The 13,973-nt window shown below is 62.0% G+C and carries 11 protein-coding genes; all 11 read right to left on the bottom strand.

The window, feature by feature from the left end:
- Nucleotides 1–316: 316 nt before the first annotated feature.
- The 11 genes from ASC64_RS02525 to ASC64_RS02475 all read right to left on the bottom strand — a co-directional run bounded on the left by ASC64_RS02525 (nt 317) and on the right by ASC64_RS02475 (nt 13,936).
- On the bottom strand, nt 317–2,671 hold the full coding sequence (locus ASC64_RS02525) for an O-antigen ligase family protein (RefSeq protein ID WP_082550125.1): 2,355 nt from the start codon (nt 2,669–2,671) through the stop codon (nt 317–319).
- Nucleotides 2,607–4,175, bottom strand: coding sequence for a lipopolysaccharide biosynthesis protein (locus ASC64_RS02520; protein WP_056905919.1), 1,569 nt, complete (start codon nt 4,173–4,175; stop codon nt 2,607–2,609). The genes ASC64_RS02525 and ASC64_RS02520 overlap by 65 nt, the downstream gene beginning before the upstream one ends.
- Nucleotides 4,172–5,023 (bottom strand): dTDP-4-dehydrorhamnose reductase family protein, encoded by an 852-nt coding sequence (locus tag ASC64_RS21470; RefSeq protein ID WP_082550124.1) that lies wholly within the window; start codon nt 5,021–5,023, stop codon nt 4,172–4,174. Before ASC64_RS21470 ends, ASC64_RS02520 begins: the two co-directional genes overlap by 4 nt.
- Nucleotides 5,020–6,045, bottom strand: coding sequence for a polysaccharide biosynthesis protein (locus ASC64_RS02510; protein ID WP_056905917.1), 1,026 nt, complete (start codon nt 6,043–6,045; stop codon nt 5,020–5,022). Before ASC64_RS02510 ends, ASC64_RS21470 begins: the two co-directional genes overlap by 4 nt.
- Nucleotides 6,046–6,049: 4 nt before the next feature.
- Nucleotides 6,050–7,183: a glycosyltransferase family 4 protein gene (locus ASC64_RS02505; RefSeq protein WP_162245759.1), complete on the bottom strand. Its 1,134-nt coding sequence runs from the start codon at nt 7,181–7,183 to the stop codon at nt 6,050–6,052.
- Between the two features lie 65 nt (nt 7,184–7,248).
- Complete coding sequence (locus ASC64_RS02500; protein ID WP_056905915.1) at nt 7,249–8,499, bottom strand: nucleotide sugar dehydrogenase; 1,251 nt, start codon at nt 8,497–8,499, stop codon at nt 7,249–7,251.
- 42 nt (nt 8,500–8,541) lie between these two features.
- Entirely contained in the window at nt 8,542–9,756 is a 1,215-nt protein-coding gene (locus ASC64_RS02495; protein WP_056905914.1) for a glycosyltransferase family 4 protein, read from the bottom strand.
- Nucleotides 9,753–10,397: a NeuD/PglB/VioB family sugar acetyltransferase gene (locus tag ASC64_RS02490; RefSeq protein ID WP_200937439.1), complete on the bottom strand. Its 645-nt coding sequence runs from the start codon at nt 10,395–10,397 to the stop codon at nt 9,753–9,755. The genes ASC64_RS02495 and ASC64_RS02490 overlap by 4 nt, the downstream gene beginning before the upstream one ends.
- Nucleotides 10,390–11,001, bottom strand: coding sequence for a sugar transferase (locus ASC64_RS02485; protein WP_308195181.1), 612 nt, complete (start codon nt 10,999–11,001; stop codon nt 10,390–10,392). The genes ASC64_RS02490 and ASC64_RS02485 overlap by 8 nt, the downstream gene beginning before the upstream one ends.
- The gene (locus ASC64_RS02480) at nt 10,998–12,143 is read right to left on the bottom strand and encodes an aminotransferase class I/II-fold pyridoxal phosphate-dependent enzyme (RefSeq protein WP_156385006.1); all 1,146 of its coding nucleotides are present in this window, start codon (nt 12,141–12,143) and stop codon (nt 10,998–11,000) included. The genes ASC64_RS02485 and ASC64_RS02480 overlap by 4 nt, the downstream gene beginning before the upstream one ends.
- Nucleotides 12,143–13,936, bottom strand: coding sequence for a polysaccharide biosynthesis protein (locus ASC64_RS02475; RefSeq protein WP_156384970.1), 1,794 nt, complete (start codon nt 13,934–13,936; stop codon nt 12,143–12,145). Before ASC64_RS02475 ends, ASC64_RS02480 begins: the two co-directional genes overlap by 1 nt.
- Nucleotides 13,937–13,973 lie beyond the last annotated feature (37 nt).

The following is a 13,973-nucleotide window of genomic DNA, read 5'->3' as shown; positions in this document are numbered from 1 at the left end:
GGCGCGCAGAACGCAGTCAAAGAGCAAATCGCCACGAGGCTCCGACCGTCCGGTCGGGGCCTCGTGGCGTTACAAACACGCTGCACCTTCACGGCCTCTTGTGGTTTTCACGGTGGTTGTGGGCCACGCGGTGTCCTGCTCGCGCTCGGCTGACGGGATCTCGCCGGTGCGGGCCCACCGGCGACAACCTTCGGCTGCCGTCGACGAGACGTCGCTGACTCGATGCATCAGCGACCATCCGGGGAGTCCGATCCGTTCGAACGCAGACCACGCCTCGGGCATGTGTCGATCCTCCGGAAGTCACGATGCGGCGACATCACATCTTTGACGGGTGACGATCACGAAGAGCCCAAGGAGCGACCAGCGCAATGGCTGAGTACGCAAAGACCGCACGATTCTCCGTCACGTCGCCCGACACCAACGCGTTGAAGACGACGAATACCAAGAGCATCATGAGGCCAGCAGCGTAGGGATCTTCGGCGAGACGACGAATGCGTACGACAGCCAACAACACAACGGCGATTGTCGTGACGCCCGCCGCCCACCCCGCTTCTGCCGAGATCTCGAGAACCAGGTTGTGAGGGTGCTGGAACGGCGCGATGACTCCGCCCAGTTCACCCCAACCCATTCCCAAGGGGTGCTGCCAGACAGCTCCCCAAGCACGACTCCACATCTCTTCTCGCACAGATGCGCTCGCACCTTTGTCGGCCTCGAATAGCAACTGGAGGCGAGACCGTCCAGCCTCACCCGCGGCCGCATAGGCAACTGCACCGGCGAGCCCGAGAGCTGCGAAGGTGACGATCGCTCTTCGAAGCCGACGCGGGCCAGGCCGAAAGACGCCCACGACAAGCAGCGCGATACCCACAGCCAACAGAGGCGCGCGCTGCCCCGTACCGCTAAGAGTCAGCACCAAAGGAATGGCAAGTCCCGCGGCGACCCATATGCGAACGCTACGTCCGACTGTCAACGCGAGCAAAGCCAGCAGGGCACCCCCGGTCGCGCGCGCCACGCTGATCGTTCCCCCTCCTTCGAAAGATACGCGGCCGTAGACATTGACCGGGGATACCCACACGAACAACACAACAACGAGCCCAACGCCCACGGTCCATCGAAGCAGCCAGATCAAACGCAAGCGGGACCGAACCAAGTAGAGGCCGCCCAGTGCTGAGATCAACGTCAACAGCAGAAGAATTCGCTTCTGCTCCGCATACTCCGAGGTCGGGGCCACGAGGTAGCCGAGTGCGCTAAGTACAACCAGTGCGACGACCGCACCACCCCCCCGGGGCGGAAACCAGTCGTGAAGCGTGGCCGCCTCATGCACGAGTGCGAGCAAAGTCAGGACCGCAGCCGCTGCCGTTAGGTCGAATGGCAGCCACGAGAGAAGCGGGTGGCCCTTCATGTATCCAGCAGACAACAACAACACAAGAAATGCCGGCGGCAGCGCGTCGCTCAGTCTCCCACTGGACGGTCTACGAAACTGCTGACTGGTCGTCTTGGCCGTCCCCACGACCGTCGCCCAGCCGCCGAGTTCATTCACCCGGCTCCTGCACACCAGGTCTGCCTCTGCGACCGCGGAGCTGATCGATGCGCAATCGGCTACTACTGCCACCCGTTCGGCGGGAGTCCTCCTCCACCGGTTCTTCACGAACATGGCACTCCGCCAAGCGAAAGTGAACACGACCCAGACAAGCGCACCCATGAGAGCAAACGGCGCGCGTACACCAGCAGTGACTACTTGGCGCCAACAGTCAGGGTGGAATGCCAGTACGAAGGCGTACAGGCGGAACAGGGACAGATCGGAGGTGCGCGCCTCTTGACCCATCCGTCTCAGTGCCGTCACCAGCGACTGCGCCCAAATCGTCGGACCCAGCCAGACCTTCGGGATACGTGGATCCCAATCATCTTCAACGTCCGGCGGCAGCTGCTCCACATCCTTGAGAGACGCCTTGTGCTCGCCCCGGACCCCTCGCCCACCGGCGCTGTGATAACCGACGCCATTGACGAGAACAGGAACAGGCAGGTGAACGAGCGTCTCGGAAACAACGGCGAGCGCGGCACCGTTGGCCATGTCAGGGCTGGGACCGGGAAAATTGCTGCCCGACTTGGTATACACCGAAGTCAAGACATCGCGACGGACTACGCCGTGGTAGACACGAGGAAGGTCTCCCAAACCAGTGCCGCCACGGCGAAGGACTGATTGCAGGGCCCCCGCAACGTCAACGCGCTCGCACCGCGTCTCTGCCAGTGGGATCGACAGCGAAGGGTACTGATGACCCTTGAATACGACGTCCGGCCAATAGTATCTAGCGAACGGAAAGTTGGCCGCCTCGATGTCGGAGTCAGCAAGCGCCTGAACCATGTCCACAAACGCCGGGGTGATGCAGTCATCATCACCCAGGTACGTCACGTACATGCCGCTTGCAAGTACCGCGGCCCGATCGCTATTGCCGGTCTGAGAAAGGGTCTCGTGTGAGTGCTCGAGGCGGAGGTGAGGCCACGCTAATCCCGACACGATCTCGTTTAGGACCGCTGCGTCGTCGGAATTGTCATGTACCACGATTTCCACACGCGGATCTTGAAATCCTACGAGGGTTGCCAACGTCTCCTCAAGGTAGAGTGTTCGGTTCTTCGTGGGAATGAACACCGTCAAGAGGTAGCCGGTTTCCTGCACTGGTCTTCCTTAATTTCGACAACCGGATGTCCTTGCTCAGGACTGGTAGAACGATCACAACGCTAAGAATTCCGGACACACCAGCCACCGCCAAGCGACCGAGATCGTCAGGCGTCAACCGCGATGCCAGCGAGGCCGCCGCCAGCGCCCACCCAAAGGCGATGAAGAAGGGGGCAATCACCCCGGTGAGAACCGACCGCGCAGCGCCTACTTCAAAGTACTTGGCGTGGACATATGCTTGGTAGCAGCAGGTGCTCGCAGTCATCAGGGCGAGCCACGAAAAGGCGCCTCCAACCAGGCCGAAATTGCCGACCAAGAGGGGCGTTGCCACCACAGAGTAGGGCAACATTGACAAGCTCATCACGAGATTCACCCTCGTGACGGACTGCGCTAGCAGTGCCTCGTAGGTGAGTTGTTGCAGCGCCAGCATGGCGGACCCCCCGATGAGCCCAAAGGCGACCCATCGGAGTTCTGCCCCCAACGACGCATCGCCGAGCCAAACCGTCAATATCTCAGGGGCAAAAACGCTCAGATGCGCCGCAAGAGTTGCCACAACCCAACTCAATGGTCGGCCAACTCTGAGCACGAGTTCACCGAGTCCTTGACGCCCATCTCGGTGAAACACCCGCACAAATACAGGAAAGGCAGTCACCGCTACAGCGGTAGTCAACACGATCGGCACCTGCGCAAGCGCCGCCGCCAAGTTGTATGCGCCTAGATCGGCAAGCCCCAAGACTTTGCCGATCGCAACCCGATCAATCTGAGTGTTAAAGAAGTACACGATTGACGTTACGCTGACCCCGAGGGACATTGCGGCGAGGATCCGGAGGTCCCTCAGTCCACCAATGGACCACGGAGTACGCGCATCACGCTCCAGCGCCGCGAATGCTTGCAGCCGCAATGCGAATGCGTAGCCGATGTCCACGACGAAAAATCCGGCGAAGAACGCAACTACGTCACCCCCCGTAAGCATGCCGAACGCCCATGCAGTGACGGCTCTGGTGGTCGCCCACACCACTTCGGACACTGTCGCCCGGACCTGTCGGAGTAGCCCGTGAAGACAACTGGCGAAGGCAGATGCCAAGAGCTGGGCGGCCACGCAACAGAACATGAGACGAATCGCGCTCGTTACGTCTGCCGCCTGCAGTCCTTCAAAGGTGAGGACGTGGCGCGTAATGATTGGCGCAAGTGCCATACCGACGACCGCTACGCCAGCAGCGACAGCAAGACACGCAACTTCGTATGAGCGAAGAAGCTCGTACTTACGTCTTCGGTCAACAAGATCGTCTCCCGGCTTGGAAAACTCGAAGCGCAATGCACGCGTCCAGCCAGAGACGAGGACCGTGATGGCAACATTCATTGTTGCGAAGAAGGCGACGAGCCCGAATGCCTCCCTGCCCAGAACACCCAGATACGCTGGCAGAAAGAAGTAGACCGACATCGCGGACCAGACACGAGCGACCAGGTTCGCGACGAAGTTGTTCCGCGCCTTCGAGACAATCACCTTCGGTAGTGAGGGTACAGGTGAGGATAGGCGTCGACCCAGCCAGCAATATCTGCGACCATAGTCCGGTACGACGGAATCAGCGGAACGTCGCCTTCCGACCGCAACAATGACTTGTCAAGGCTGATACTCGTGTCCTTCTCCACCCTTTCGACTCGCGGGAAATACTCGTTGAAGAGTCGCAACAGATCATACTTGCTGATCGACTCTCCATTCACCAGCTGTATCAGACCGTTGCGTCGGCGCGCTGGGATCATCTCCTCTAGCGCCTTCGCGAGCTGCAACGTCGTCACTCCAGTCCAAGGGACATTGGCGTAACCGCGGACGAAGCCTGATTGCGCCATGAACCAGTTGAACAGTCCGACGCCAGAGGCAAACATGTCAGGTCCAACGACAGAGGTCCTGATGGTCAGGGCGCCTTCAACAACTTCCCCTAGCGCCTTGCTCCGACCGTAGAGGTCAAGAGCATCTGGAAGGTCGTCTTCGGCATATTCGCCCCGTGCGCCAGAGAAGACGCAGTCGGTACTCATGTGAACGAGTTGAGCGCCCGCGTCAGCGCAACGATCCCGCAACCAATAGGGAAGCCATGAGTTGAGAAGAACGGTCCTCGGCGCATTGCGCTCTGCATCGCGGTTCAATACGCCAGCAAAATTCAGGACAGTGTCATAGCCCTTGGCGATCTCAAGCGCCAGATCATCAGTTTGGTGCTCGAGGTCGAGACTGAGACACGACACGCCAGGGACAGCTCGGCGCGAGACGGCGAGCACGTCGAATCCTCGCGACTGAAGATGGGTGGCCACCACATGGCCCACCATCCCGCTGCCACCGAGAATCAGAACTCTGTTCATGCGATGTGGGTCCTAGTCTCGACCGCGCGCACAACTTCCGGCACTTGGAGGAGGAGTTCCTTAATTCCCTCCACGTCGAGCAGATCGCCCTGATCCGACGAGTACTCATGGGCCGCTACACGACCATAGTCTCCTTGATCCAAGTACTTCCCGTAGTTGAGGTCGCGGTTGTCTGCGACTACACGGTAATAGTTGTCCATGTCGACCGACCTGACCGACTCTTCCTCGGTCATCAGGACTTCATGCTTCTTCTCCCCGTGGCGCAGCCCTATGACCTTGACTGAGCTTTCGCTCTCAAACAGTTCGATTATGGCTTGGGCCAGGTCCCCGATGCGCGCTGACTTCGCCTTTTGGATCATGAGGTCGCCTGGTTGTGCGTTGCTGAACGCGAACATCACGAGGTCGACGGCATGCTCCAGAGTCATCAGGAAGCGCGTCATGGACGGTTCAGTGATTGTCAGGTCCTGCCCACTAAGACACTGTTCGATAAAGAGTGGAACGACGGATCCACGTGACGCCAAGACATTGCCGTATCTCGTGCCTGCAATGACGGTGCCGCGGGACTCGCTGGTGCGCGAGTGTGCCATAAAGACACGTTCCATCATCGCCTTTGATATCCCCATCGCATTGACAGGATAGGCGGCCTTGTCGGTTGACAGACAAATGATCCGCTCGACCCCAGCTCGCACGCCCGAATCAAGCACGTTCTGAGTGCCGATCACGTTGGTCTGCACAGCCTCGATGGGAAAGAACTCGCACGATGGCACCTGCTTCAGCGCAGCAGCATGATATATGAAGTCGACATCCTGCACGGCCCCTTCGAGGCTCGAAGCGTTGCGCACGTCACCCAAGTAGAAGCGAACCCGATCGCTGGACAGCGATCGACGCATGTCGTCCTGCTTCTTCTCATCGCGAGAGAAGATGCGGATTTCTTCACAGTCGGTTCGCAGCAGCGCTTGAGTGACGGTCGTCCCGAAAGAGCCGGTTCCACCCGTGACTAAGAACTTCTTGCCTGTAAACATTTGATCAGCTATTCCTTTTGTGCTCTTCTTCGGTCAAAAGCGATTGAGCGCTTTCAGTTGGGTGGCATAGAGTCCTGAGGACGGCGTCTGTGATTGCCTGCGCGTGCATCTCCGCGACATATCGAGATTCCACGCGCTTTCGGCCCGCAGAACCCATACGAAGCAGCGACTCCCCGTCCTCAGCCGCCGCTGCGATGGCGCGCGCCAGATCACGTGAATCCCCGTGCCGAAACTTCAAACCAGTACGGCCATGCACGACCGCCTCGTGCTCGGGCCCTGCCGCCGGATCCTCGTCTGGGACAAGAATCGGGGTCGCGAAGCCAAGCGCCTGGATCACGTTGAGACCGGAAGCAGCGGGTGAGACCGCGAGATCACTGTTGCGGTAAAGCCCAGCCAGGCGTGCCTCGTCGAAGACTGCGCCATGGAACTCCGCCTTGAGATCTTTTCTGGCAAAAAGTTCAACAAGTCCTTCTCGCTCACTGCCGTCCCCCACCACTGTGATCGCAATATCGAGAGTCTCCTTCAAATCACTCATTGCATCAGCCAAGAGCTCAAGGTGGTGACGCGGCGTCAGGCGACAGGACACGATCAGCCGGAACGTCCCGTTGTCAGATCTTGTCTTGCGGTACGGAAGATCGCGCAAGGTGCGCATGCTGTAGATGCTGTTGCCGACCACATCGATCTTCCGCCGATCCAGTCCGTATGTGATCGCGCGTTCCCGCGCCTTGTCTCCGTAGAGAAGAAGACCAGCCGCGAGTCGGTAGTAGTTGACGCGTATCATGCGCTTAATTCCGAACTCGTCGCGCTTCCACCCGTGCCCCCACAAGTAGACGGGCCGCTTCAAGGTTCGGCCCACGATCAATGCAAGAAGAGTTGACAGCGTGTAGATTCTGCCCTCAAGGACCAATGCATCAAAGTCGCCTCGAATTGCAGTTCTGACGACGCCCCGCTCCCACCGAAGCTCGCGGAAGCAATAGGTGTCGACGAGTTGTACTTGATCTAGTGCGTCATCTGACGCGTCCCTGATGCGGTTGACCGCCGATGACGTGCCGCTGGCACCCCTGATGCCGAAGAGCGAGAAGTCAGCGCGGGGTGAGTCCAGCAATTCGCGGATCAGCGGTTCGCGATAGTGGCTCACCGTGGGCTGAATCACCATCCGCACTCGGGGGATGTGACGGTTGGACCCGTTGCTCGGGTTCCGGATCACAGTCGCACCACACTCGGCCCATCGATCTTGCCGCGTGTGTCCAGGATCGTCGCTCCGGATGCAAGCATGGCACTGAGGTCGACCCCCTCATGGTGCTGCAACACGACCACGGCGTCGACGTCGGTCACGTCACCAATGTCCCGGTGCTTCGGCACTGACACTCGCGCTGGCGCCCAGTCATCCACCATCGGATCGAAGTAGACGACTTCGGCTCCAGCCGCGGTCATGTGGGCATAGACATCCACGGCGGGCGACTCCCGCTGATCCGCAATATTCGGCTTGTAGGTCACCCCCACGAGCAGGACGCGCGAACCGCGCACAGCCTTGCCTTGGTCGTTGAGGAGATCCTGAACGCGCCGGAAGACGTAGCTTGGCATTGTCGAGTTGATTTCTTGAGCCAATTCGACGAACCTCAACGGATACCCGAGCCGAGACTTCACCGCATAGCTCAGGTAGTTCGGATCGATTGGGATGCAGTGCCCGCCTACCCCCGGACCCGGGTAGAAAGCCTGGAACCCGAAAGGCTTGGTGCTTGCGCACCGGATCACGTCCCACACGTCAATGTCCATCTCGTGGCATACACGAGCCATTTCATTGACGAGAGCGATGTTGATGTGTCGGTAAGTGTTCTCTAGCAGCTTGGCCGTCTCCGCCTCCCTCGCACCCTTGGCGACGACCACCGTGTCGATAAAGCGCGAGTAGAACTCTTCCGCCTTGCCTGAGCAGGCCGGCGTCAGACCTCCCACCACCTTGGGGGTGTTGGTGATCGTGAACTGCTCGTTTCCAGGGTCAACCCGCTCTGGGGAGAAAGCGAGATAGAAGTCGACGCCGACATCACCCCGACCTGCAAACATGGGAAGAAGAACATCTTCGGTCGTTCCAGGGAAGGTCGTGGACTCAAGCACCACAAGCGCCCCGCGCTGCAGGCGACTGGCAGCCGCCTCCGAAGCGCTGCGCACCGCCCCGAGGTCGGGGCTTCCGTCTAGTGTCAAAGGGGTAGGCACGCAGATGACGACGGTGTCGGCGGTCTCCAGCACGGTCTCGTCGTTGGTGGCGACGAACCCGTTCTCGAGCATGTGCTTGACGTCTTCGTCGCCCAAGTCGTCGATGTGGGAGCGACCGGCGGACAGCCCCTCAACCACGCGAGCAGAACGATCGAGCCCAGTGACGGAGAAGCCCGCTGCAGATGCCGCGGCAGCTAGGGGAAGTCCCACGTAACCGAGTCCGATGATGACGACGTTGTTCATTGATTCCCTTGCAAGTTGATCGTGGAGTCTGTGATGGCTGGTTCAGCCTCGGGCGGCAGCCGACTGGTCAAGGACGGCCAAGAGCTGCTCTGCGAGCTGGTCTCGCGAGAAATCTGTCTCCGCTAGGAGTCGAGCGTTGAGTCCGGTCTCGTGGAGCAGGCTCGAATTGCCGATGAGTTCGACGACTGACGCTGCCGCATCGGCGGGGTCGCGCGAAAGCACGAGCCCTGCCCTGCGCTGTGCCAGGAGGTCAGCCTGCCACCCACCGTAGTTGATTGCGACGGGCCGACCAGCGGCCAATGCATCGAAGAACTTGTTGGCACTGTTTGCCTCCATCGCAGGGATGGGCTTGAACAAGGACGTGCATATGGTGGCCGCGTTCAAGAGAGCAGGAATGTCCTGTTTGGCCATCGGACCCTCCAGGAAAAAGTTGACGCCGAGCACGCCACGCTGCCTGGCGAGGTTCTCGATCGCGTCGAACGACGTGCCTGCCCCAACGGCCAAGAACGCAACATCGGGCGCATTCCGTCTCATCTCGGCTGCAAGTGAGACCAAGTACTCCACGTCATTGATGTGCCCAAACGTCCCTGCGTAGACGACCAGGGGCCGCTGCCCCAACCAGGGTCGCGCCAGTCGGAACGCCGCGCCAGCCTCATCACAGCCGGCGAACAGGTCCAGATCGCAGGAGTTCGGGACGACGTGCACCTTCTCGCGAGGGTATCCCGCGTTGGCGACCCCTTCGGCCATGCCGGGAGACAGCGCGATCACCTGGTCCGAATTCTGGTACGCCCACTTCTCTAGAACGTGCGCAGCCCATCTAAGGACTGGATTCCGTAACGCCCCCATGGCGATCGGAAGCTCTGGCCATAGGTCGCGAACTTCGAAGACCATCGGGACGCGCATACGCCGCTTCGCGAAGACTCCAGGGATGGCGATGGTCAGCGGTGTGCTCGTCGCAAACACCACCGCTCCGCGCAAGGAAGCAGCTCGACGCGCGCTCGCCACGGCAAATTCAACGAAGGCGCGAACCCTACGAGCGTAGGACATCGAGTTGTCGTACTCGACTGGGAACCAGTGAACGCTGACGCCGTCGATCATCTCAACGCGCCATCCCTTCCCGCCCACACCCGATCGGTCACTCGTGATGATGTGCACATCGTGCCCGGCAGCCGCGAAACGACGGCCCATCTCATAGGAACGCGTACCTCCACTCATCGCTGGAGTGTTGAAGTACTGGTGCAGGTAGACGATCCTCATCGAGCGGGGACGCCCTTCACGATCACTCCGGGCGCCACGTCACGGACAACGCACGCGGCGGCGCCGACAACGGCTCCCTGACCGACCGTAACCTGGTTGAGCACCACCGCGCCCACTCCGATCAGAACGTCGTCCTCGACGAGGCAATCGCCTGAAACAGAGGACGAAGGGTTCATGCTGACAAAGCTCCCGATCTTGGTGTCGTGGCCAACAGTGACATTGGGGTTGAGGTGGACGTGATTGCCCAGCGCTATGTTGGTGGTCAGCCGAGCGCCGGCACAGACCACGGACCCGGATCCGATCGTCACCAGTGAGCCGGTCGTCGCCTGCGGGTGGATGAGCGTCGCCGCCGAGAAGCCGGCTGCGTCGAGGCGCTTGGCGACACGTCGCCTCACCGATGGCGCTCCGATTCCTACGACGTATCGAGGACGATCCCGATGCGCGACGAGATCGTCGAGCGACCCCAGGTGCGACAGCCCACGGTCACGGAGGCGATTGGCGTTGCATGCCGTCAGGCTGTCGTCCACAAGGCCGATGAGACGCCAAGGTGGCGAACCCTCCACGGAGTTGATCGCCTCAACCACGTCGGCGGTCTCACGGCCAAAGCCGCCAGCCCCGACAATCACAAGGTCTTCAGGCACGACTGCGACCATTGAACTCCGGCATGGTTGCGTCTCCCGCAGCCGAGATCCCATCGCGCTTGAGCACTTGAACCACCGTACGCCACAGGATTCTCACGTCGAGGCGCAGGCTGTGGTTGTCGACGTACTCCACGTCCCTCGCGAACTTCTCGTCCCAGGTGATGGCGTTGCGACCACTCACCTGGGCCAGCCCAGTCACACCAGGGCGAACCTCGTGCCGCCGCGCCTGCTCTGGCGTGTACCGATCGAGATACTGCACCAGTAGAGGGCGCGGTCCGACCAGACTCATGTCCCCTCGCACCACGTTCCAAAGTGTCGGCAACTCGTCGAGACTGGTGGAGCGCAGAAACGCACCGAAGGCCGTCATTCGCTGCTCGTCGGTGACGAGACCTCGCGACTCATCGGGCTCGAGCATCGTGCGGAACTTGGCCAGCTCGAAGATCTGGCCGTCCTTGCCGGGCCGCGGTTGGCGGAAGAGGACGGGCGAACCCAGCTTGCGATGGACAAGCAGCGCAATGACGAGCTGCAACGGGGCGGAAAGGATCAGCGCGGCTGATCCCACCACCACGTCCATGCCACGCTTGACGGGGTAGTAGGGCTTCACTCAGAGATCACCCCGAGGATCGCTCGCTCGATTCGCTCGAAGTCATCGTCCGACAGTACCGAGCCGGCTGGGAGCGTCAAGCCGCGTTCGAAGATGCGCTCCGACGTCCCGTCGAGCACTCCCGCCAGTCCGGCAGACACAGGCTGGAGGTGCATCGGCTTCCAGACCGGACGCGTCTCGATGTTGGCACGGTCGAGCGCAGCCCCGAGGTCAGCAGCAGACCATGACGACGCGTTGGGGTCGACGACGATCGCGGTCAGCCAGCAGTTGTCGCCCCCGTCGTCGGCGCCGCCGAGGATCGACACGCCCGGTTGGTCGGCGAAGAGGGCGCGATAACGCTCACGCCACTCCCTGCGGCGCTTGAGCATGTGGTCCAGCCGCACGAGCTGGGCTCGGCCGAGCGCCGCGAGGATGTTGGACAAACGGTAGTTGTAGCCAACCTCGGTGTGCTCGTAGTGCGGCACCGGTTCACGCGCTTGGGTGGAGAGCTTGCGGACGTGCTGGGCAAGCGCGGCGTCGTTGGTGAGCAGCATGCCGCCGCCCGACGTTGTCATCATCTTGTTGCCATTGAAGGAAACCACCGAGGCCCGACCGAAGGATCCGGCCGGCTTGCCGTGATAGGTCGCACCGAACGACTCCGCAGCGTCGCACAGGAGCCGGGCACCAGCGGACGTCGCGATCTGGTCGATCGCGTCATAGTCGATGCACTTGCCCAGCATGTCGACCGGAACGATCGCGGGCACGCTGCGTCCCTCTGACCGGAGTAGGTCCACGGCAGCCTGCAGCAGCGTCGGGCTCATGTTGCCGGTGTCGTCGCAGTCGACGAAGAAGGGCTCGGCTCCGACATAGCGGATAGCGTTCACGGTCGCTGCGAAGGTGAAGGTCGACACGGGCACAACGTCACCTGGCCCTACGCCCCACGACACCAATGCCAGGTGCAAAGCGGCCGTGCCGGAGGCAAGGCCTACGGCGTGCTTCACGCCGACGCGTGAGGCCATCTCGGCTTCGAAGGCATCGAGGTCGGGACCGGCAGGGGCCACCCAGCCCGAGCGCATGGCGCGCATGACGTACTCCTGCTCGACCTCACCCACATCTGGGGGTGAGAGAAGGATCCGAGTAGCCGCCTTAGTCCCTGAACTCATCATGCTGACCGGTGGTGGGCATCGCCAAACATCGAGTGCTCTGGATCGGGCAGGTGCACCCAGTCCTCGAATGCCTCGAGCACGTCCGAGTCGGTCGCACCCAGGTCGAAGGCGTGCACGACATTGGTCGACAGCGGGCTCACCGCCGAATGCGAGACGAGCGGGTGCTTGGACCGCTCGTCGCTCTCGGCGCCGCCGAAGAGCCTCTCGTGCAGCTTCTCGCCCTCGCGCAGACCGGTATAGACGATGTCGACGTTCTTGCCGGACATCGCGATGAGCTGGCGGGCGACGTCGACGATCTTCACCGGCTCACCCATGTCGAGGATCATCACCTCGCCGTCCTCGCCGATGGCACCCGCTTGGATGACCAGCTGGACGGCCTCCTCGACGGTCATGAAGTAGCGGGTGATCTCGGGGTGGACCACGGTCACCGGTCCACCCGAGGCGATCTGAGCCGTGAAAGTGTGCAGCACCGATCCCCGCGAGCCGAGGACGTTGCCGAAGCGGACGCTGATGTAGGCGCCGTCCGCCTCCTTGGCCGTCGCCGCGGTCAGGCGCTCAGCCACGCGCTTGGAGTAGCCCAGCACGCTCGTCGGGTCGGCGGCCTTGTCGGTCGAGATGTTGACGAAGGTCGACACGCCCACGTCGGTGGCGGCACGGAGCACGTTGGCGGTGCCCAGCACGTTGGTCTTCAAGGCCTCGTGGGGATACTGCTCGAGCATCGGGAGGTGCTTGAGGGCCGCAGCGTGGAACACGACCTCGGGACGCCGGTCCTGGAAGATGCGCCGGAGAGCCGGCTCGTCGCGGATGTCATTGAGCACCACGTCGGGGCTGTCGAGCAGCGCGCGTCCGTGGATGGACAGCTGGACCGCGTGCAGGGCGGACTCGTCACGGTCGAGCATGATCAGCTCCGCCGGTCCGTAGCGGTTCAGCTGGCGGCAGAGCTCGGAGCCGATGGAGCCACCGGCTCCGGTGACGAGCACGCGCTTGCCGGTGACGTAACCGGCGATCGCCTCGAGGTCGGTCTCGACGGCTGCGCGGCCGAGGATGTCGGTCATGTTGACGTCACGGACGTCACGGACGTCTGCGCGGGACGCGAAGGACTCGGCGAACGGCGGCAGCACCTTGATGGTGATGCCCAAGCGCGCCGCACGATCCACGAGAGGCTTGATCACTTCCTTGCTGGCGCCCGGGAGGGCCACGACCACAGCGGTGGCACCCGTCGACGCCACCACCCGCTCGAGGTCCGCCGTCGTGCCGAGCACTGCCACGCCGAAGTGGCGCCGGTTTCGCATCCACGGGTCGTCGTCGAGGAACCCGAGCGGCACGAGTCCGGACTCCGGGTGCGAGCGCATCGAGTGCACCAGACGAGCGCCGCTGCCTCCCGCACCGATGATGATGGCGCGCTGGCCCGATGCCGACGAGACCGGTGCCAGTCGCATGGTGAGGCGACGCCACAACGCGCGCGTGATGAGCATCATGAAGAAGCCCAGGCACGTCCCGGTGATAGGAACGCTCCGCGCGACCCAGTGAGGGTCCGCGACAGCGTTGGCAACGAAGATCGCAAATCCCGCTACGGCGGTGGCTGAGCCGAGCAGGAGGGTCTCTTCGTTGGTGGCGACGCCAACGCGCCCGAGGTAGACCCGTCCGAGAAGCCCAATGGCCCACTGGAGGATGACCGCCGCTGCAGCAACCAGAACTCCGTCGCGGAGGGTGGTGCCGTCGAGCACCTCGTAGCGCAAGACGACCGCGAAGAGGTAGGCCCCAAATAGCGCCAAGGCGTCGAAAGCCATCAGCACTGCCGTACGCCGCCCTCGGACAGCGGACTGG

The sequence above is a fragment of the Nocardioides sp. Root122 genome, assembly GCF_001425025.1.
Lineage (GTDB): Bacteria > Actinomycetota > Actinomycetes > Propionibacteriales > Nocardioidaceae > Nocardioides.
This window is presented reverse-complemented; position numbering and strand designations above follow the sequence as displayed.